The sequence below is a fragment of the Serratia sp. D1N4 genome (assembly GCF_054552755.1).
In genome coordinates, this window is record NZ_CM137274.1 from 1755820 (window position 1) to 1773877 (window position 18058).

An 18058-nucleotide genomic window follows, 5' to 3' on the forward strand; every position below is an offset into this window, starting at 1 on the left:
TTGAATGAAACGTGCAGTGATTACTGGCCTGGGAATCGTCTCCAGCATTGGTAACAACCAGCAGGAGGTCCTGGCAAGCCTGCAAGAAGGACGCTCAGGGATCACCTTCTCTCAGGAGCTGAAAGATTCCGGCATGCGTAGTCACGTCTGGGGCAATGTTAAACTGGACACCACCGGTCTGATCGACCGTAAAGTGATGCGCTTCATGAGCGATGCGTCAGTTTATGCCTATCTTTCCATGGAACAGGCGATCAAAGACTCCGGTCTGGCAGCCGATCAGGTTTCCAACGATCGTACCGGCCTGGTAGTTGGTTCCGGTGGCGGTTCTCCGCGTAACCAAGTTGCAGGTTCCGACGGCATGCGTGCCAAAGGTCTGCGCGGCGTCGGCCCTTACATGGTGACCAAGGCAATGGCTTCCGGCGTTTCTGCCTGCTTGGCCACGCCATTCAAAATTCGCGGTGTGAACTACTCCATCAGTTCTGCTTGTGCAACCTCTGCACACTGTATCGGCCACGCGATGGAACTGATCCAACTGGGCAAACAGGACGTGGTCTTCGCCGGTGGCGGTGAAGAACTGTGCTGGGAAATGGCCTGTGAGTTCGACGCCATGGGCGCGCTGTCTACCAGCTACAACGACACGCCAGAAAAAGCTTCCCGTACTTACGACGCAGCGCGTGACGGTTTCGTTATCGCCGGCGGCGGCGGTATGGTAGTAGTTGAAGAGCTGGAACATGCGCTGGCTCGCGGTGCCCACATCTATGCGGAAATCATCGGCTATGGCGCAACCTCCGACGGTGCCGACATGGTGGCTCCATCGGGTGAAGGCGCAGTGCGTTGCATGAGAATGGCGTTGCAGGGCGTTGATACCCCTATCGATTATATGAACGTACACGGTACTTCTACGCCGGTTGGCGATGTGAAAGAACTGGGTGCGATCCGTGAAGTGTTCGGTGATAACACCCCGGCGATCTCTTCCACCAAAGCTATGACCGGGCACTCACTGGGTGCGGCAGGCGTGCAGGAAGCGATCTACAGCCTACTGATGGTTGAGCATAGTTTTATTGCGCCAAGCATCAACATCGATAACCTCGATGAGAAGGCGGCGGGCATGAATATCGTAACTGAGCCAACCCAACGTGAATTGACCACTGTAATGTCCAACAGCTTCGGCTTTGGTGGCACCAACGCGACGCTGGTGATGCGCAAGCTGCGAAAATAAGTTTTTCGCTGCGAAGTTTCAAAGATCGGGCACGCTAAAACGTGCCCGATTTTTTGTATGCAGAAAACCCCCAGCTAGGCTGGGGGTTCAGTAAAGCTTTCAGCTTTGAGTCGGATCTTTTAATGGCCCAGTAATCCTTGTGGCCAGGCGGCAACAAAGCGTCCCCGGAAATAGACAAGCACCTGATAGGGGGGGGGAGAAAGGCTTAGCGGATACCCGATGGATGACAAAAATGCCAACACCTTGCTCAACGTCTTGGGGGGATAAGGACAAAGGTAACGGTAATATGCGCTAATGAAGATATGTGTATGGAACGATGTGAGGGAGAATAGTGCCACCTTTACATTGATGCAGCCCGTTTACGGGCAGTAAGTAACAGAAGTTATGCAAATGTGAGGTAGTAATGCGCCTGTTAGGCGCGGCAGGTAAGAGAGCCTTATAGGCGCATATGAAAAACCTCCGGCTATGCCGGAGGATATTTATTTATGCTTGATCGGCTTACTGCACCAAAAACGCCTTAAACTGTGGCGTCATTACCGCGCTGAAACCGTCATCGGTTTTGCTGATCAGATACACCGCCAGCCCTTGCTCTTCCGCCAGCTTCAGCGCTTTTTCCGTGCCCAAGACCATCAGCCCGGTATCCCAGCCGTCGGCTTCCAGCGCCGTTGGGGCGATCACCGTGGCGGAAACCAACCGGTGGTTAATCGGGCGGCCGGTGGTGGGGTCGATGACATGAGAATAGCGCTGCCCGTCCTGTTCGAAATAGTTGCGGTAACTGCCCGAGGTGCTGATGCCGTAGCCTTGCAGATCGACCATGGCCTGCACCGCGTTCTCACGATCGGTAGGCTTCTGAATCGCCACTCGCCAAGGTTTACCTTGACCGTTGACGCCGCGTGAGGACACCGCACCGCCCACCGACACCAGGTAGTTGGTGATACCTTTACGCGCCATCAGGCGTACCAACTGATCCACGCCATAACCTTCCCCCAGCGTGGAGAGATCGACATACATCTGCGGCAAATCTTTCTGTAGCCATTCGCCACGGTTATCGCTAAGCAGTTTCAGGTGTTGCAGACCCGTATTGCGCTTGGCCGCGTCGATTTGCTGCTGCTGTGGGGCTTTCACCGTACGTTTATCCGGGCCGAATCCCCACAGGTTCACCAGCGGGCCGACGGTGATATCCATTGCACCATTGGTATCGCGGCCGATACGTTGGGCCATCAGAATTATATCGGCCATACCGCGTGGAATGGGTTGCGGTTCGCTGCTGTGATTCTGGTTGAAACGGGATAACACCGAATTCGGGCGGTAGGTAGAAATATCGTCGTTGGCCTGTTCCAGCAGAGCATCGATCTCCTGCTGCAACTGCTGTTTATTCTCATCAACTTCGCCGCTGATCTTCACGCTGTAGAAGGTGCCCATGGTTTTGCCTTCGAGGTCGATTTGCGGGCGGGTCTCGGTGTCATTACAGGCGGCAATCAGAGTGAGTACTGCGGTCAGCAGTAACCTCTTGGCAAAGGTGTGAACCATGGGAAGATCCTTAAAAGTAAACGAAAGATGATGGATATACCCGTCATACTTCAAGTTGCATGTGCGTTGGCTTTCCTCGCTCACCCCAGTCACATAGTGGCCTATGCTCCTGGGGATTCGCTCCGTCGCCGCCTTCCTGAAACTCGAATTATTTAGGGTATATATAGTAAGGCATGGCAAATGAAAAGCTTTTTAAGTGGCGTAATTTGCACGCTTCGGCTAACGTCTTTGGCCTGCATTCTGGCCGTTCTGATAAGCGAAAAATATGAGTTCACATGCTGTAACCCGCCTGTTGAGGCCGTTTCTTCACGACCGTTTTTTGCACGCGCTGCTGCTGATCGGCGTGCTGCTGTTTGCTATCAAACCGCAGCCGCTGGTGCAGTTTATCGACTGGCGCACCATTATCACTCTGCTGGGTTTAATGCTGCTGACCAAGGGCGTGGAGGTGAGCGGCTACTTTGATTTTATTGGCCGCCAGATCGTCAACAAGCTGCGCAGTGAGCGCTGGCTGGCGCTGTTTCTGGTGTTTTCCGCTGCGTTGCTGTCATCATTTCTGACCAACGATGTGGCGCTGTTTATCGTGATTCCCCTGACCATCACGCTGAAAAAGCTCTCTTCATTGCCGGTTAATCGGCTGATTATCTTCCAGGCGTTGGCGGTGAATGCGGGTTCGTTACTGACGCCGATCGGCAATCCGCAAAACATCCTGCTGTGGAGCAAGTCATCACTGTCATTCCTCGGTTTTATCGGCCAGATGGCGCCTTTCGGCGCGGTGATGATGCTCAGCCTGCTGGTGGTGACCTGGTTCAGTTTCCCGGCGCGCGATATCGTTAAAAAGGCCCAAGCTCAGAGTTACCCTTACCAAAAACACCTGTTGCTCAGTTGTGTGGTGTTGTATGGGGTGTTCCTGGCCTGTCTGGATTTTGCGCTGCCGCTTTACGGACTGTTGGCGGTGTTTGTCGGTTTCCTGCTGTTAGCCCGGCGGGTATTGCTGCAAATCGACTGGAGCCTGATTTTTGTGTTTATCGCCATGTTTATCGATGTCGGGTTGTTCACCGGGTTGCCGGTGATGCAGCCGTGGTTTAACCACATCGCCGCGCTGCCAGAGGGGGCAGTCTATACGTTGGGCATTGGCCTTTCGCAGATCATCAGTAATGTGCCTGCCACTATTTTGCTACTCAACTATGTGCCTTCCAGCACGTTGGTGGCCTACGCGGTGAACGCCGGGGGCTTTGGGTTGGCGATCGGTTCCTTGGCCAACCTGATTGCGCTGCGGATGGCGGGGGATCGGCGGATCTGGCTGCGCTTCCATTGTTATTCGCTGCCGTTTCTGGCGTGGGCGGCGTTGATCGGCTGGTTACTGTTGTGACGCCGCGGGTGGCCCCGCGGCTTGAGGGTTAACCGCGTGCGGCCAGCAGGCAGATGCTGCGGGTAACCTGATAAGACTTCACAAAGGAGCTGATTGGCAGGAACTCGAAGCGCGAATGGAAGTTGTGCGCGCCGGTAAAATAGTTCGGCGTGATCAGGCCACGGCTGGAAAGCGCTGCGCCGTCGGTACCGCCACGCATCGGGGTCACTTTCGGCGTAATGCCATGGGCGGCCAGCGCACCAAAAATCAGTTCGATGGCGCGTTTGTCCTCGCCGATAGAGTTGCTGATGTTGCTGTAAATATCCTGCACCGTGCAACTGACTTTGGCGCGTGGATAGTTGGCGGCAACCTGCTGTACCACTTCTTGCAAACGCGCCTTGCGGTTGTTGAAGGCGGCCAGATCAAAATCGCGGATCGACACTTTCAACGTGGCGTTATTAGCGTTGGCCACCATATCGTTGAACCAGAAATAACCTTCGCGCCCTTCGGTGTGCTCTGGCGTATCCTGAATATCAAACTGGTTGATGATGTCGGTGGCGATGCGGATTGGGTTAATCAGCACGTTTTTTGCCGACATCGGGTGCGCCGTCACGCCCTCAATGCGGATTTCCGCCCCGGCGGCGTTGAAGTTTTCATACACCACTTCGCCCAGTTCGCAGCAGTCGATGGTATAGGCGAAATCAACGTCAAAGCGCGCCAGATCCAGCGCTTTAGCCCCGCGCAGGCCGACTTCTTCGTCCGGCACAAAGGCCACCACGATATCGCCGTGACGATCGGTGGCGCTCAGATTCGCCAGCAGCGTCATCACCACGGTCACCGCCGCTTTATTGTCGGCACCGAGCACGCTGGTGCCGTCGCTGAAAATAATCTCTTCATTAGGATAAGCCAGGATCTCCGGGTGCTCGGCGGTGCGCAGCCAGATATCCTGCTCGGCGTTCAGGCACAGATCTTCGCCGGTAAAGCGCAGGCGCTGTGGGTGGATCTCGGCGGCCAAACCCACGTCAACGGTATCAATATGGGTGATAAAACCGATGCGCGGCGCGCCGGGCTGATTGCCGGGCTTGCGGGCGGTGACGATGGCGTGTTCGTCGACCAGTACGTCCTCCAGCCCAAGCTGACGCAGCTCAGTGGCTAACAGTTGCGCCATATCATGTTGACCCGCCGTGGTGGGCAGCGTGGTGGCAGCGGCATCACTTTGGCTGGTGACTGCCAGATAACGGAAAAAACGTTCGGTAAGTTGTTCGGCAATAGTGTTACTCATCAAGGTTCCTTGTAATCGATATACTCGTCATACTTCAAGCTGCAGGTGCGTTGGCTGCGTTTGCTCCCCCCAGTCACATAGTGGTCTATGCTCCTGGGGATTCACTCTCTTGCCGCCTGCCTGCAACTCGAATTATTTAGAGTATAGTGCAGGCAAGATAATGGTTTTAAAGCCAAATCAGTCCGTTGTCCAATGCAATAATGGTTAGCCATGGGCAATTTTGCTCAGTTGCTCAACGGCTGCGCTGATTTCTCCCGGCGTCAGGGCCGAGAAGCCCAGTAGCCAACCGTCGCGCCTTACCTGCGGCGTCATAAACTGTGCCGCCAAGCCGGGGGTGATCACCCCCAACTGCTGCGCTTGCCGGGTTAAGCTGGCTTCCTGGCCGGTCGGCAGCCAAAGGGCCAGTTGCAAGCCACCGCTTGCCGGTTGCGGTGTGGCGAAGCCCTTCAGCCGCTGTTCTACCTGCGTCAGCAGCCAGTCGCGGCGGCTGCGATAGAGCTGGCGCATGTAACGGATATGCGCCGCAAAATGCCCCTGTTGGATAAACTCTGCCGTCACTGCCTGCATCAGTTGGGCACTGTGGCCGTCGTACAGCGTGCGTGCGGTGGTGAATGCGGTAACCAGCTCTGGCGGCACAATCAGATAGGCCAACCGCAGCGAAGGGAACAGCGTTTTGGAAAAGGTGCCGAGATACAGCACATTGCCGTGGCGATCCTGGCTCTGCATGGCGGGCATCGGCTGGCCGTCGTAGTGAAACTCGCTATCGTAATCATCTTCAATGATCCAACTTTGCTCACGCCGCGCCATCTCCAGCAGGGCCAAGCGTCGCTGCAAGCTGAGCGCCACCCCGGTAGGGTAATGATGAGCGGGAGTCAGATAGATCAGGCGCGGAACGGGCAATGCGCTATCGGGCCGCAGGCCTGCCTCATCGACATTGACGGGGATCAGATGGGCTCCGGCGCTGGTAAAGGCGTTTCTGGCCCCGAGATAGCCGGGTTCTTCCATCCATACCTTGTCGCCATGATCGAGCAACAGGGTGGCGATCAACTGCAATGCCTGCTGTGAACTGGTCAACACGATGACCTGCTGCGCATCGCAATTCACCCCGCGAGTTTGACCAACGTAACCGGCAATGGCTTCACGCAGTGGCAGGTAACCTTGCGGGTCGCCATAGCGCAGCAGCTTTTCACCGCGCACGTGCAGTTGTTGGGCGGTGAGCTGTTTCCACAGTTTCAACGGGAATGCCCGCAGATCCGGTGAACCGGCGGCAAACGGCAGGGGTTGCTGCGGATCGCGGCAGCCACCGGTTTGCAGAATCGATGTGCCACGCTGCGACAGCCGCAATTGGCCTGTCATTTTGCGTACCGCTACTGGCTTGACGATCTGGATAGCGACAAAGGTGCCTTGGCCCACCCGGCGCTGTAGATAGCCTTCGGCTTCCAGTTGTGCATACGCTGCTTCGGTGGTAACGCGCGAAACTTGCAGGTCTGCGGCTAACAGGCGTGAAGAGGGCAACCGTTGGCCTGCGCTTAATGCACCACTGTGGATCGCGCTGCGCAAGGTGCTACAAACCCGTTCGCGTAACGTGGTGGCGGCATTTTCCGGCTGTTGAAACAGGGTCAGCAACACCTGAGGCATAATCGGTCTTATTGCGGTGTGAGAATGGGTATCAATGATAAGACCAAAATCGGGCATGATTGTCACTCGTCTTTCTGCACAGGAACCTTCGCTATGACCACTGCATCACTCGTTCTGGCTTTCCCTCCCGCTAGCGCCGCACAGAGCCTGGACTATCTGACGGCCAAGCTCAGTTATTACGCCGATTCATCGGATGTGGCAGAGGATTTGCGCAACGGCATCAGCGGCATCGTGGTGATCGATACCCGCGCCGAAGCGCTGTATGCCGCCGGGCATATTCCCGGGGCAGTCAGCTTCCCGCACCGCTTGATGAATGAACAGAGCACTGCCGCACTGGATCGGGACAAAGTATATGTCACCTACTGCGACGGCATCGGTTGCAACGGCTCCACCAAAGGCGCTTATAAACTGGCAAAACTGGGGTTTCGGGTGAAGGAGTTGATCGGCGGGCTGGACTTCTGGCAACGCGATGGCCATCCGCTGACCATCGGTGTCGCAACAGGAAGTATGCAAGGGCAGAGCAAAGTTGCGGAGTGTGGCTGCTAAAACAGCCAGATCAGTAGCAGGGCCAGCACCAGGAGGATGGCAATCAGCACCAGGGGTTTACTGAACGTGGCTTGCAGCGGCTGTGGCAGCGCGGCAATCAGCGAGTGGAGCAACGGTTGCGGCGGCACGGTCTCACTGGTTAACGGCTGGCCGTGGCTTTTCTCCAGGCGGCGAGTAAACAACTGCTGAATAACATCGTTGATCTGCGTATGGGTCAGCGGCGTATTCAGGCCGCTGCTGAAACGCGTCTGGCAATAGTCACTGAGCTGTTGCTGCTCTTGCTGGTCTGCCGGTTGCTTCAATACCACCAACAGATTGTGCAACGTGGGGGCGCTTTGTGGGCTGAGCGACACTTTCACCTGCAAGAATTGGCTGAGTAGCTGGAAATGGCGCGCGGGCAGCGGATCGTTGGTTTTTACCCCCACCAAATCGAACAGTGCCTGCCATATTTTGAGCGGCGCTTCACCGGTCGCGGCGCTGAGTTTGGTCACCTGTTGTTGCAGATGCTGGTGTTCCGCAGGCAGCAATGGGCGATCGCTGGTGATGGTTTGCTGTGGATAAGGGATGGTCAGGCCGCCGGTTTGCAGCAGATTCAGCACCTGTTGCAACTGCGGAGTGCTTAACTGGCTCAACACCGTGTGGCCAAATTGCTGGCGAATAAAATCACTCACCGCCAGGCGGTTATTGCCCTGCGGCAACAGATCGGTCAATTGTTGCAGCAATTGACGGCTGGCATGGCTTTGCTGCGCTAGGGTAAGGCGGTTCTGTAACAGCCGTTCAGCCGGTTGGAAATGGCGCGCCAGCAGTTCGCTACTGTTGTCAGCCCTCAGCTCATGACGCAGGGTGGCCCAGATTTCTGCCGATTTGGCCGGGCTTAGCGCCATGATTTTTACGATCAGTTTTTCAAGCTGAGTGCGCTGCGCCGGAGAGAGCGGATTATCATCGGAGTGCGGAACGTTGCCCTGGGCCGGAGGGTGATTAGGGGCGTTGGGGGCACCTGGCCCACTCAAAGGTTGCATATCACCAGTCCTTCGCGGCAAGAGAATCAGTATACCCGGCGAAAAGCACAGGTTGAATCGGCCATGATACCTGTAATTCGGCGCTATCAATACCGTCATCAAGACATTTCTTTACAGGCCAATCGTTGCGTATCTGGTTTACGCCGCTAAGATAAGCGCAGATACGGAATTGGGAAGGTTATGATTAATCGTCAGCGGATTGCAAAATGGTTTTTATGCCTGGCTTGCCTGGTAATGCTCACCTGCATTACACAGCGCATGGCGGGTTTACATGCGTTGCAATTGGCGATCGGCCTTCCTTCCGCGAGTGCCAGCCCCGCGTCGGTCACGGGTGATGACGCTGAAACGGCGGTCACTCCCTGTGAGTTGAGTGCCAAATCGTTGCTGGCTACACCGCCGGTGATGTTTGAAGCCCTGCTGTTTGGCCTCGGCATGCTGCTGGTGCTGCTGGCACCCATCATTGCTCCGCGCTTGCGTATCCCACCGCCTCGGGTTATTTCCCCCACCACCCTTAGGGTCCATCTTCGATTATGCGTGTTCCATGAATGAGTTAATCCCCCGTCATATTCGGTGATTAATTAATTTATGGAGAAAAAACATGTTGAATATCATCAGGCTGGCCTTTGCCTGCCTGCTATTACTGTGGCAGCCTGCGTTACAGGCGGCGGACAGCGGCTGGCTGCAAAGCCCGCAAAACCATCACGCTAAAGTCAGGCTGCGTGCCGATACCAGCAACGGCGCTGAAACGCGCGTATTGCTGTCTGTGGAACTGGAAAAGGGCTGGAAAACCTACTGGCGATCGCCGGGAGAAGGCGGTATTGCGCCCGCGATCGTCTGGCAGGGCGATCCCCCTGCGGCAACCTGGTTCTGGCCGGTTCCCCAGCGTTTTGATGTGGCAGGGATTTCCACCCAGGGCTATCACGATCGGGTGACCTTGCCGATGGTGCTGAAAGGGATCGTCCCTCAGCAACTCGCGGGCACGCTGACGCTCTCGACCTGTAACAACGTCTGTATTCTGACCGATTACCCTTTTAGTCTGGATCTTGGCGCGCCAAACGATGCGCAGTTTAACCACGACTTTGCTCAGGCGATGGGGCAGGTGCCGATTGCCAGCGGGCTGCTCGACAGTATTCGTGCCGGTTATCAGCACGGCGAGCTGCAAATCAGCGCCGCACGTGCGGCGGGCTGGCAACAGCCGGAGTTGTTCTTCGACACCTTAGAGGATGCCGCTCTGGGTAAACCTAAGGTGAACCATGATGGCGAGAACCTACAGGCACGGATCCCGGTCAGCGATGGCTGGGGTGACGCGGCCCCCGATCTGCGCGGTAAAACGCTGAGGTTGGTGGTCAGCGATGGCGGAGTGGCGCAGGAAGCCACGCTGACCATCGGTGAGCCGCTCGGATTGTCTGCTTTGACCCGTTTCTCGTTATGGCAGGCGGTGCTGATGGCGCTGGCCGGTGGCTTTATCCTTAACCTGATGCCCTGCGTGCTGCCGGTGTTAGGGATGAAGCTGGGCTCGATTTTGCAGGTAGAGCACCGCGATCGGCGCAGCGTGCGTTTGCAGTTCCTGGCATCATCCGGCGGTATTGTGGCGTCGTTTATGGCACTGGCGTTGCTGATGACGCTGTTACGGCTGAGTAATCAGGCGCTCGGCTGGGGCATTCAGTTCCAGAATCCGTGGTTTATCGGCTTTATGGTGTTAGTCACCTTGCTGTTTAGCGCCAATCTGTTCGGCCTGTTCCATCTGCAACTCTCCTCCTCGCTCAATACCCGGCTGGCGACTCATAACGGCCACGGCCTGAGTGGGCATTTCTGGCAAGGGGCTTTTGCCACGCTGCTGGCGACGCCGTGTTCCGCCCCCTTCCTGGGAACGGCGGTGGCGTTTGCCTTGGCGGCACCGCTGCCGGTGCTGTGGGGCATGTTTGTCGCGCTGGGGATCGGCATGAGTTTGCCGTGGTTATTCATCGCCGCCTGGCCCGCATTGGCGCTGCGCTTGCCGCGTCCGGGCCGTTGGATGAACGGCATGCGCTTGGTACTTGGCCTGCTGATGTTGCTGTCTTCGCTGTGGCTGCTCAGCCTGCTGAGTAATCATATTGGTATGTTAGCGACTCTGATTACCGGTGCGGTATTGATGCTGGGCCTGCTGCTGGCGGTCTGGCAACGGTTGGGATGGCGTACCGCGGCCAGCGTGGTGGTAGTGGCAGGACTGGCACTGCTTATCGGCTCGTTCAGCGCTGGCCTGTGGCGGCAACCGCTGCATGACAATATTGCTTGGCAGCCGTTGTCTGAGCAGGCCATCACTCAGGCACTGGCGCAACACAAGCGGGTGTTTGTCGATGTGACCGCCGACTGGTGCGTGACCTGTAAAGTCAACAAGCTCAACGTGCTGATGCGCGATGACGTGCAACAAGCTCTCAGTGCCGAGGATGTGGTGGCGCTGCGCGGTGATTGGAGCCGCCCATCAGCGACGATCTCCGCCTTCCTGCAACAGCGCGGCAGCGCCGGGATCCCGTTCAACCAAATCTATGGCCCCGGCAGCCCTCAAGGGGAAGTGATGTCACCGCTGTTAAGCCGTGACGCCGTGCTGAAAGCCCTCGCCACCGCCAAAGGAACCGAACAATGAAAACGTTACTGATTTTGCTGATGTTGATAGTCACCCCAACCTGGGCGGCAGAGCCCTTTACTGCCGAGCAGGAGGCGCGGATTAAGGTGCTGATCCGCGAAACGCTGGTTGCCAACCCGCAGATTCTGGCGGAAGCGGCTGATGCCTGGCAGCAGCAAACCAGCAGTCAGGTGCTCAAACAACAGGAAAAAAACCTGTTTAACGATCCGGCCAGCCCGCGCCTGGGAGCCAAAAATGCCAAACTGACGCTGGTAGTGTTTACCGACTACAACTGCCCCTACTGCAAACAGTTTGATCCGTTGCTGGAGAAGATCGTCAAGCAATATCCCGAGGTGGCGCTGGTGATGAAACTGGTACCCTTCAAGGGGGAAAGCTCGATCGCCTCGGCCCGCGTTGCGCTAACCACCTGGCAGCAGCACCCCGAACAGTTCTGGGCGCTGCATGAGCGCCTGATGGCCAAAAAAGGCTTTCACGATAATGCCAGTATTGCGGCGGCTCAGCAGAAAACGGGCGTTACGCCGGTGGCACCCAGCGAGCAGAGCATGACCTCGTTGCGTACCAACATGCAACTGGCAGAACAGTTGGGGGTGCAGGGCACGCCTGCTACCCTGATTGGCGACCAGATCTTGCCGGGAGCGGTATCCTATGAAGATCTGGAGGAACTCGTGAAGCAACAACTGGCAAAGGTGAAAAATGGCTAAGTTAACGCGTTGGGCGCGTGAACTGTTGGTGCTTGCGCTGATAGTGTGGGCTGTGATGTTGGCCATGGATTGGCTGCGTGCGCCGCAGGCACCGCTGGCCTTCAATAACCAGATGCTGGAAACGCTCGACGGTGAGCCGGTATCACTGGCACAGCTCAGCCAAAGCAAACCACTGTTGGTTTACTTCTGGGCCAGTTGGTGTGGCGTTTGCCGCTTTACGACGCCAAGCGTCGCCAGACTGGCGGCCAACGGCGGTAATGTGCTGACCGTGGCGCTGCGTTCCGGTGATGATCGGCAGGTTGAGCAGTTTTTGGCTCACAAACAGCTACGGCTACCGGTGGTTAACGATCGGCGCGGCGAGCTGTCGGCACAGTGGCAGGTGGGTGTGACGCCAACCTTTGTGGTGATTTCACAGGGCAGGGTGGTGCAGAGCACCACCGGCTGGACCAGCTACTGGGGCATGAAACTGCGGCTGTGGTGGGCCGCGGTTTAATTGCTCTGCACCTCTGCGATTGCCCGGCCTAGCCGGGCGATCCCTTCCTCGATCAACTCTGGCGTATTGGCAGCAAAATTCAGCCGCAGCCCGTGTGCCCCGCACGATTCGTCCGCATGAAAACACTCACCGCGCGCAAAAGTGACGCCCTGTTGCCAGGCGGTGGGCATTAAAGCCGTAGTAGTGATGGAGGCTGGCAGTTGCAGCCAGATAAACAATCCTCCTTCTGGCACCTCAAACCGGCAGCCCGCTGGCAAGTGTTGCTGCAATGCCGCCACCATCGCATCGCGATGCAGGCGATAGACCCTTCCTGCCCGGCGTAGCTGTTTTTCGTAGCGGCCAACGGTAACAAAAGCATCCAGAGCCCGCTGGATTAGGTTGGAACTGGTGAAGCTGTCGACGTGTTTCAACCTGGACAAGCGCAGATAATGCTCGCTGTCGGCCACCAGATAACCGATACGCATACTGGGCAGCAACATCTTGGAAAAGGTGCTGACGTAAATAACTGTCCCCGGCGCTGCTAACGCGCGCAGCGAGGGCAGGCTTTTGCCGTTGTAACGCAGATCGCCGACAAAATCGTCCTCCAGAATCACGATACCTGCCTGCTGCGCCAGGGCCAGCAAACGGCGGCGGCGCGTTTCACTCATACAACACCCGGTCGGGTTATTGAAGTTGGGAATGGTGTAGATCATCTTCGGCTGATGCTGCTTGATCAGCGCTGGCAGCAGGTCAACGCACATGCCGTGCCGATCGCTGGGAACGGCAATAATGTTGATGTGGTGCAGGCGCAATAGGCCCAGCGCTTCGGCATAGGTGGGTTCTTCGACGATCACCGTATCGCCTGGCTGCAACAGTGTCTGGAAAATCAGGCTGATGGCATGCTGTGAACCGTTGGTGATCAATACCTGCTCCGCACGGGTGGAGATCCCTTGTGCGGTCAGGATGCGTCCCAGCGTGTCGCGCAGCGGATAGTAGCCGCAGTAATCACCGTAGCTGAAGGCTTCTTCCGCATGGCGGCTGAGGATCGACAGCAGAATTTTGCGAAACTCCTCTAGCGGAAACACTTTGGGGCTGCCAACCCCGGCAGCAAAGTTGATGATGTGCTCCGGCAGCGGGATGTCCGGGTAGCCATCCAGCCGCGAAGTGGCGGTGGTGAAGCGATCGTGCGGGAATGGTTCACTTGAAGAGGGCTGTTGCTGAACAGGAATCGGTTGCAGGTGGTGGACATAGGCTCCACTACCGCGCCGCTGTTGCAGCAATCCTTTGGCCGTCAGCTCGGCATAGGCATTTTCCACCGTCAGGCGGCTGACGGAAAGCTTGGCTGCTAGGCTACGCGTTGAGGGCAGCTTGTCGCCATCAGCAAAGGTGCCGCTCAGAATGGCGCGCCGTAGTGCCTCTTCGATTTGCAGATACAGCGGAACATCCTGTTGGCGATCTAACGGAATATGCATGCAAATTGGCCTGGTGGCTGAAGATGATTCTTAATATATCCCATTGTTACAGGGCCTCAAGTAAAGAAAAGTGGCCTGCATAACATCGGGGTAAAGTGGCTATGGTGGCAAAATGTGGCCGCGTTAGAATCTCTGCTTGAAGAGTTATCTAATAGATATTTGAGGGCGATATGTCATCACCAATGGGGATTTCCGCAGAGCCGCTAGTTGCCAGTGGGCGCGTTTTAGCTGGCCGAAGCCAAGGCTATGTGATTGCTATTATCAGCGCCATGCTGCTGGCGTTTACCGCGATCATTATTCGTGCGTTGACGGAGTATTTTCACCTGCCGACCTTTGTGCTGGCCTTTTGGCGCGCGGCGCTGGTAGCGGTGGTGCTGTTGCCGCTGCTGTTGCTGTTCAAGCCTGAGTGGGCCCGCCTGCGGCGCGAGCAGGTGCTGTTCTATGCCGGTTACGGCCTGCTGCTGGCACTGTTTAACGGTTTGTGGACGCTGTCGGTGGCCCTGAACGGTGCGTCGGTAGCCACTATCCTGACTTATTGTTCGGTGGGCTTCACCCTGTTTCTCGGTTGGGTGCTGTACAGTGAGCGTCTTAGCCTGCGTGAAATGCTGGTGATTGCTGTCAGCCTGGTGGGCTGCTTTCTGGTGAGCAACGGTGACAGCATGGGCAACAGTCGCTTCGATCTGTTGGGGCTGGTGATCGGCCTGCTGTCCGGCATCGGCTATACCCTGTATACCCTCGGTGGGCGCATTGCCAGCGAGCGGCGTTACCCGGTGTGGAATACCATTCTGTATGTGTTCGGTTTTTCTGCGGTTTATCAGTGGCTATTTAATACCACGCTGGCGTTTTTCCCTCTGTCGGCCTTTCAGGGCATGACCGGCGATCTGTGGTTCCTGTCGCAAGGGGAACAAGGCATTCAGTGGAACGGTTGGCTGCTGTTGGTCACCTTAGCCGCCGGGCCGACGCTGCTGGGTTTCGGCCTGTACAATATCAGCCTGAAAACCTTGCCACTGGCGATCGCTAACCTGATCCTGTCGCTGGAACTGGTGTTCACCGCCGTGATTGCCTATTTCCTGCTGGGGGAAAACATGAACCAGCTACAACTGCTCGGCAGTGCGCTGGTGATGGGCGGAGTGCTGATGTTGAGAAAGCGTGAAGGATAAAAAAGGGGCCGATTGCGGCCCCTTAAGCGATCAGTCTACTTTGGCGGCCTCGACGGTAATACTGCGGCGTTTGCGGAATTTACGCAGCACCTGCGGCAGCACCAAAACGGCAACGGCCAGCACCAGCAGGCATTGTGCAATCGTGCTGCTCCACAGGATACCGAATTCACCGTTGCTGATCGACAGCGCGCGGCGCAGGTTCTGCTCCAGCATTTCCCCCAGCACAAAACCGAGGATCAGCGGCGACATCGGGAAGTGCATTTTCCGCAGCAGATAACCAAATACCCCAAGCCCGACCATCAGCAGCAGATCGAAGGTAGTGCTGTGCACGGCATAAACCCCGACCGCAGAGATGGCAGCAATGGCTGGCACCAGGAACCACAGCGGCACGGTCAGCATGCGGGTGAACAGGCCGATCAGCGGGATGTTCATGATCAGCAACATCACGTTGGCGATCAGCAATGCGGCGATCAGCCCCCAGACGATGTCCGGTTGCTCGGTGAACATCGCTGGACCCGGGGTGATGTTATACAGCGTCAATGCCCCCATCATCACCGCCGTGGTGCCAGAACCCGGCACCCCCAGCGTCAGCATCGGGATAAACGAACCGCAGGCCGACGCGTTGTTGGCGGCTTCCGGCGCGGCTACGCCACGAATGTCCCCTTTACCAAAGGACTCGCTGTTGCCGCTGATCCTCTTCTCGGTCATATAGGTCAGCGCACTGGCAATGGTGGCCCCTGCGCCCGGCAGGATGCCGACGAAAAAGCCGATAAACGAGGAGCGCAGGGTAGGGCCAACGCATTCTGCCGCTTCTTTGCGATTGAACAGCAGACGGCCGGTTTTGCGGATCAGTTTCTGGCCGGAGCTGGTGCTTTCCAGCATCAGCAGGATCTCACTGACCGAGAATAGACCAATCACCACCACGATAAACTGAATACCGTCAGAAAGGTGCACGCTGTCGAAGGTGAAGCGGTAAACGCCGGTATTGGCATCCACCCCCACCGTCGCCAACCCCAGGCCGATCAGCGCCGCCAGCAGCGATTTCAGCGGGTTTTCGCTCATCATGCTGCCAAGGCAGGCGATGGCAAACACCATCAGTGCGAAGTATTCCGCCGGACCAAAGGCCAGCGACCAACGCGCCAGCATCGGAGCGAACAGAATGATCCCCATGATGGCAATCAGTGAACCGACAAAAGAGCTGACCGCCGAGATCGACAGCGCCACACCGGCACGCCCTTGCTGTGCCATCGGGTAGCCATCCAAGGCGGTCATGATCGCGGCGGCATCGCCCGGCACGTTGAGCAGAATCGACGAGATACGCCCGCCATACTCACAGCCGATATACACCGTAGCCAGCAGGATCAGCGCCGATTCTGCGGGCAACTTCAGCGCGAACGCCAGCGGTAGCAGGATCGCCACGCCGTTGATCGGCCCCAGACCGGGCAGCAAACCGACAATAGTGCCAACGAAGCAGCCGATCAGAGCGATAATCAGGTTCTGTGGCAGCAGCGCCACTTCGAACCCTTGCGACAAATACATCCAGGTTTCCATTATCGTCTCCGTTAGCTCAGCCAAGCGCCGAGCGGCAGCGTGACATCGAGTAAATAATCAAAGGCGAAGAACAGCGACACGCCCATCACTGCGCCAGAGATCAACGCGGCCATTACCGTGGCCTGGAACAGCAGGCCAATGCTGAAGGTCAGTAGCGCGGTTGCCAGCGGGAAACCGAGCCATTCAAATCCCCAGGCGTACAGCACCAGCGTCACGATCAGCACCAGCAAACGTTGCAGCACTTTTTTATTGGGCCATTCGATAATCTGTGGCCTGCGCACCAGCAGCAGCGCCGCACACAGAGCCATCAGGCCGAGGATAGCCAACGGAAAGGGGCGTGGCCCCAAGGGTTCATAGCTGTATTCGCTTTGAATGCCCCAGCCGATAAACAGGCCGCCGAGGCATAACAACAGCCAGATGCAGGCAAAAATACGGTCGCTCATAGGGTGCCTCGGGGTTTATTTGGCCAGACCGAACGTTTTTGCCTGTTCACGGTATTGGTTTACCTGATTCTTCACGTAGGCATCCAGCTCTTTGCCGGTCATGTTGAACTCAAACAGGCCGCGCAGATCGCGCTGTTTCTTGAACTCGTCGGTTGCCATGGTTTTCTTGAAGGTGTCGATCCACCACTGATACTCTTCTTCGCTGACTTTCGGGCCAACGTAGAAACCGCGGATGATCGGCCAGACCAGATTGAAACCCTGTTCTTTGGCGGTAGGCACGCTGGCCAACTCACCTGGCAGGCGCTCTTCGGCATACACCGCCAGCACGCGGATTTTGTCGCCCTGCAGGTGAGGCACCATTTCGCTCAGATCGCCAGAAACTGCCTGAATATGGTTGCCCAGCAGCGCAGTAATCGGCTCGCCGCCGCCTTCAAACGCCACGTAACGCATTTTGTGCGGATCGATGCCCACTTCGCGCGCCAGCAGCGCGGTTTTCATCCAGTCCTGGCTGCCGATGGAGGCCCCAGCACCAAACACTACGCTGTTCGGGTCTTTCTTGAAGGCATCCATCAGGTCTTTCAGCGTTTTATAAGGCGAGTCGGCGCGAACCGCGATCATGCCGTAGTCAGTGCCCACGGCGGCCAGCCACTTCACGTCATCCACGTTGTAGCGGCCAAATTTCCCTTGCGACAGGTTCAGCAGCGAACCACCAGAGAAGGCTACCACGGTGCCGAATTCCGCCGGGCGCTGGGCAACGATGGCGTTATAGGCCACCGCACCCACGCCGCCGGGCATGTAGGTGACACGCATCGGTTTGTCGATGGCTTTGGTTTCTTGCAACGAAACCTGGATCAGTTTGCAGGTGAGATCGAATCCGCCGCCGGGTTTGGCCGGGGCGATACATTCAGTGCGGCTCGGTGCTTCAATGGCGAATGCCTGGTTAGCGGCAAACAGCAGCGCAGTGGCGGTCAGTGTACGGGTAATTATTGTTTTCATTGCTTTTCCCATCAGTTTTGTTTTGGATTGTGAGAGTCCCCGCTGACACGGGGTTGCT

16 protein-coding genes are annotated in these 18058 nt (G+C 57.0%); 8 read left to right on the forward strand and 8 right to left on the reverse strand.

Translation table 11 applies throughout. The annotated features are described in order from the left end of the window. The first annotated feature begins 4 nt into the window (after positions 1-4). Positions 5-1219 carry a beta-ketoacyl-ACP synthase I gene (gene fabB, locus ACX1CU_RS07500; RefSeq protein ID WP_459401955.1) on the forward strand — a complete coding sequence of 405 codons (1215 nt, stop codon included), beginning with the start codon at positions 5-7 and terminating at the stop codon, positions 1217-1219. Positions 1220-1717: 498 nt separating this feature from the next. Here fabB and apbE read toward each other — a convergent pair whose 3' ends face one another. Beyond that, complete coding sequence (gene apbE, locus ACX1CU_RS07505; protein WP_459401956.1) at positions 1718-2749, reverse strand: FAD:protein FMN transferase ApbE; 1032 nt, start codon at positions 2747-2749, stop codon at positions 1718-1720. Between the two features lie 265 nt (positions 2750-3014). Here apbE and ACX1CU_RS07510 point away from each other — a divergent pair, with 265 nt between their 5' ends. Then, the gene (locus ACX1CU_RS07510; RefSeq protein ID WP_459401957.1) at positions 3015-4118 is read left to right on the forward strand and encodes an SLC13 family permease; all 1104 of its coding nucleotides are present in this window, start codon (positions 3015-3017) and stop codon (positions 4116-4118) included. A 28-nt stretch (positions 4119-4146) separates the two neighbouring features. Here ACX1CU_RS07510 and pepT read toward each other — a convergent pair whose 3' ends face one another. Next, entirely contained in the window at positions 4147-5379 is a 1233-nt protein-coding gene (gene pepT, locus ACX1CU_RS07515) for a peptidase T (protein WP_459401958.1), read from the reverse strand. Between the two features lie 204 nt (positions 5380-5583). Beyond that, positions 5584-7017: a MocR-like pyridoxine biosynthesis transcription factor PdxR gene (gene pdxR, locus ACX1CU_RS07520; protein WP_459401959.1), complete on the reverse strand. Its 1434-nt coding sequence runs from the start codon at positions 7015-7017 to the stop codon at positions 5584-5586. Between the two features lie 93 nt (positions 7018-7110). Between pdxR (ACX1CU_RS07520) and ACX1CU_RS07525 the strand changes: the two genes are divergently transcribed. Next, on the forward strand, positions 7111-7563 hold the full coding sequence (locus ACX1CU_RS07525) for a rhodanese-like domain-containing protein (protein ID WP_459401960.1): 453 nt from the start codon (positions 7111-7113) through the stop codon (positions 7561-7563). On the opposite strand, the gene flk is transcribed toward ACX1CU_RS07525, so the two are convergent. After that, positions 7560-8582: a flagella biosynthesis regulator Flk gene (gene flk, locus ACX1CU_RS07530; RefSeq protein ID WP_459401961.1), complete on the reverse strand. Its 1023-nt coding sequence runs from the start codon at positions 8580-8582 to the stop codon at positions 7560-7562. The genes ACX1CU_RS07525 and flk overlap by 4 nt on opposite strands. Before the next feature lie 180 nt (positions 8583-8762). On the opposite strand from flk, the gene ACX1CU_RS07535 reads away from it, so the two are divergent. Genes ACX1CU_RS07535 through ACX1CU_RS07550 form a run of 4 tightly spaced genes read left to right on the forward strand, consistent with a single transcriptional unit; the run spans position 8763 to position 12399 of the window. Next, a complete protein-coding gene (locus ACX1CU_RS07535) occupies positions 8763-9131 on the forward strand; it encodes a copper resistance protein (protein WP_459401962.1) in 369 nt (122 codons plus the stop codon). A gap of 49 nt (positions 9132-9180) precedes the next feature. Then, a complete protein-coding gene (locus ACX1CU_RS07540) occupies positions 9181-11205 on the forward strand; it encodes a protein-disulfide reductase DsbD family protein (protein WP_459401963.1) in 2025 nt (674 codons plus the stop codon). Continuing rightward, positions 11202-11906 (forward strand): DsbA family protein, encoded by a 705-nt coding sequence (locus tag ACX1CU_RS07545; protein WP_459401964.1) that lies wholly within the window; start codon positions 11202-11204, stop codon positions 11904-11906. Before ACX1CU_RS07540 ends, ACX1CU_RS07545 begins: the two co-directional genes overlap by 4 nt. Continuing rightward, positions 11899-12399, forward strand: a complete 501-nt coding sequence (locus tag ACX1CU_RS07550; RefSeq protein WP_459401965.1) for a protein disulfide oxidoreductase — start codon at positions 11899-11901, stop codon at positions 12397-12399. Before ACX1CU_RS07545 ends, ACX1CU_RS07550 begins: the two co-directional genes overlap by 8 nt. Here the strand turns inward: ACX1CU_RS07550 and pdxR (ACX1CU_RS07555) are convergent. Next, positions 12396-13850 (reverse strand): MocR-like pyridoxine biosynthesis transcription factor PdxR, encoded by a 1455-nt coding sequence (gene pdxR / locus ACX1CU_RS07555; protein ID WP_459401966.1) that lies wholly within the window; start codon positions 13848-13850, stop codon positions 12396-12398. The genes ACX1CU_RS07550 and pdxR (ACX1CU_RS07555) overlap by 4 nt on opposite strands. 170 nt (positions 13851-14020) lie before the next feature. Between pdxR (ACX1CU_RS07555) and ACX1CU_RS07560 the strand changes: the two genes are divergently transcribed. Then, positions 14021-15010 carry a DMT family transporter gene (locus tag ACX1CU_RS07560; protein ID WP_459401967.1) on the forward strand — a complete coding sequence of 330 codons (990 nt, stop codon included), beginning with the start codon at positions 14021-14023 and terminating at the stop codon, positions 15008-15010. A gap of 30 nt (positions 15011-15040) precedes the next feature. Here ACX1CU_RS07560 and ACX1CU_RS07565 read toward each other — a convergent pair whose 3' ends face one another. Genes ACX1CU_RS07565 through ACX1CU_RS07575 form a run of 3 tightly spaced genes read right to left on the reverse strand, consistent with a single transcriptional unit; the run spans position 15041 to position 18000 of the window. Beyond that, the gene (locus ACX1CU_RS07565; protein ID WP_459401968.1) at positions 15041-16561 is read right to left on the reverse strand and encodes a tripartite tricarboxylate transporter permease; all 1521 of its coding nucleotides are present in this window, start codon (positions 16559-16561) and stop codon (positions 15041-15043) included. A gap of 11 nt (positions 16562-16572) precedes the next feature. Continuing rightward, complete coding sequence (locus tag ACX1CU_RS07570) at positions 16573-17004, reverse strand: tripartite tricarboxylate transporter TctB family protein (RefSeq protein WP_459401969.1); 432 nt, start codon at positions 17002-17004, stop codon at positions 16573-16575. 15 nt (positions 17005-17019) lie between these two features. After that, positions 17020-18000, reverse strand: a complete 981-nt coding sequence (locus tag ACX1CU_RS07575) for a Bug family tripartite tricarboxylate transporter substrate binding protein (RefSeq protein WP_459401970.1) — start codon at positions 17998-18000, stop codon at positions 17020-17022. Positions 18001-18058 lie beyond the last annotated feature (58 nt).

What these genes read in the sequence shown, in the direction of transcription:
- fabB (WP_459401955.1), top strand. Translation starts at nt 5, where the DNA reads ATGAAACGTGCAGTGATTACTGGCCTGGGAATCGTCTCCAGCATTGGT.
- apbE (WP_459401956.1), bottom strand. Translation starts at nt 2,749, where the DNA reads ATGGTTCACACCTTTGCCAAGAGGTTACTGCTGACCGCAGTACTCACT.
- ACX1CU_RS07510 (WP_459401957.1), top strand. Translation starts at nt 3,015, where the DNA reads ATGAGTTCACATGCTGTAACCCGCCTGTTGAGGCCGTTTCTTCACGAC.
- pepT (WP_459401958.1), bottom strand. Translation starts at nt 5,379, where the DNA reads ATGAGTAACACTATTGCCGAACAACTTACCGAACGTTTTTTCCGTTAT.
- pdxR (WP_459401959.1), bottom strand. Translation starts at nt 7,017, where the DNA reads ATGCCTCAGGTGTTGCTGACCCTGTTTCAACAGCCGGAAAATGCCGCC.
- ACX1CU_RS07525 (WP_459401960.1), top strand. Translation starts at nt 7,111, where the DNA reads ATGACCACTGCATCACTCGTTCTGGCTTTCCCTCCCGCTAGCGCCGCA.
- flk (WP_459401961.1), bottom strand. Translation starts at nt 8,582, where the DNA reads ATGCAACCTTTGAGTGGGCCAGGTGCCCCCAACGCCCCTAATCACCCT.
- ACX1CU_RS07535 (WP_459401962.1), top strand. Translation starts at nt 8,763, where the DNA reads ATGATTAATCGTCAGCGGATTGCAAAATGGTTTTTATGCCTGGCTTGC.
- ACX1CU_RS07540 (WP_459401963.1), top strand. Translation starts at nt 9,181, where the DNA reads ATGTTGAATATCATCAGGCTGGCCTTTGCCTGCCTGCTATTACTGTGG.
- ACX1CU_RS07545 (WP_459401964.1), top strand. Translation starts at nt 11,202, where the DNA reads ATGAAAACGTTACTGATTTTGCTGATGTTGATAGTCACCCCAACCTGG.
- ACX1CU_RS07550 (WP_459401965.1), top strand. Translation starts at nt 11,899, where the DNA reads ATGGCTAAGTTAACGCGTTGGGCGCGTGAACTGTTGGTGCTTGCGCTG.
- pdxR (WP_459401966.1), bottom strand. Translation starts at nt 13,850, where the DNA reads ATGCATATTCCGTTAGATCGCCAACAGGATGTTCCGCTGTATCTGCAA.
- ACX1CU_RS07560 (WP_459401967.1), top strand. Translation starts at nt 14,021, where the DNA reads ATGTCATCACCAATGGGGATTTCCGCAGAGCCGCTAGTTGCCAGTGGG.
- ACX1CU_RS07565 (WP_459401968.1), bottom strand. Translation starts at nt 16,561, where the DNA reads ATGGAAACCTGGATGTATTTGTCGCAAGGGTTCGAAGTGGCGCTGCTG.
- ACX1CU_RS07570 (WP_459401969.1), bottom strand. Translation starts at nt 17,004, where the DNA reads ATGAGCGACCGTATTTTTGCCTGCATCTGGCTGTTGTTATGCCTCGGC.
- ACX1CU_RS07575 (WP_459401970.1), bottom strand. Translation starts at nt 18,000, where the DNA reads ATGAAAACAATAATTACCCGTACACTGACCGCCACTGCGCTGCTGTTT.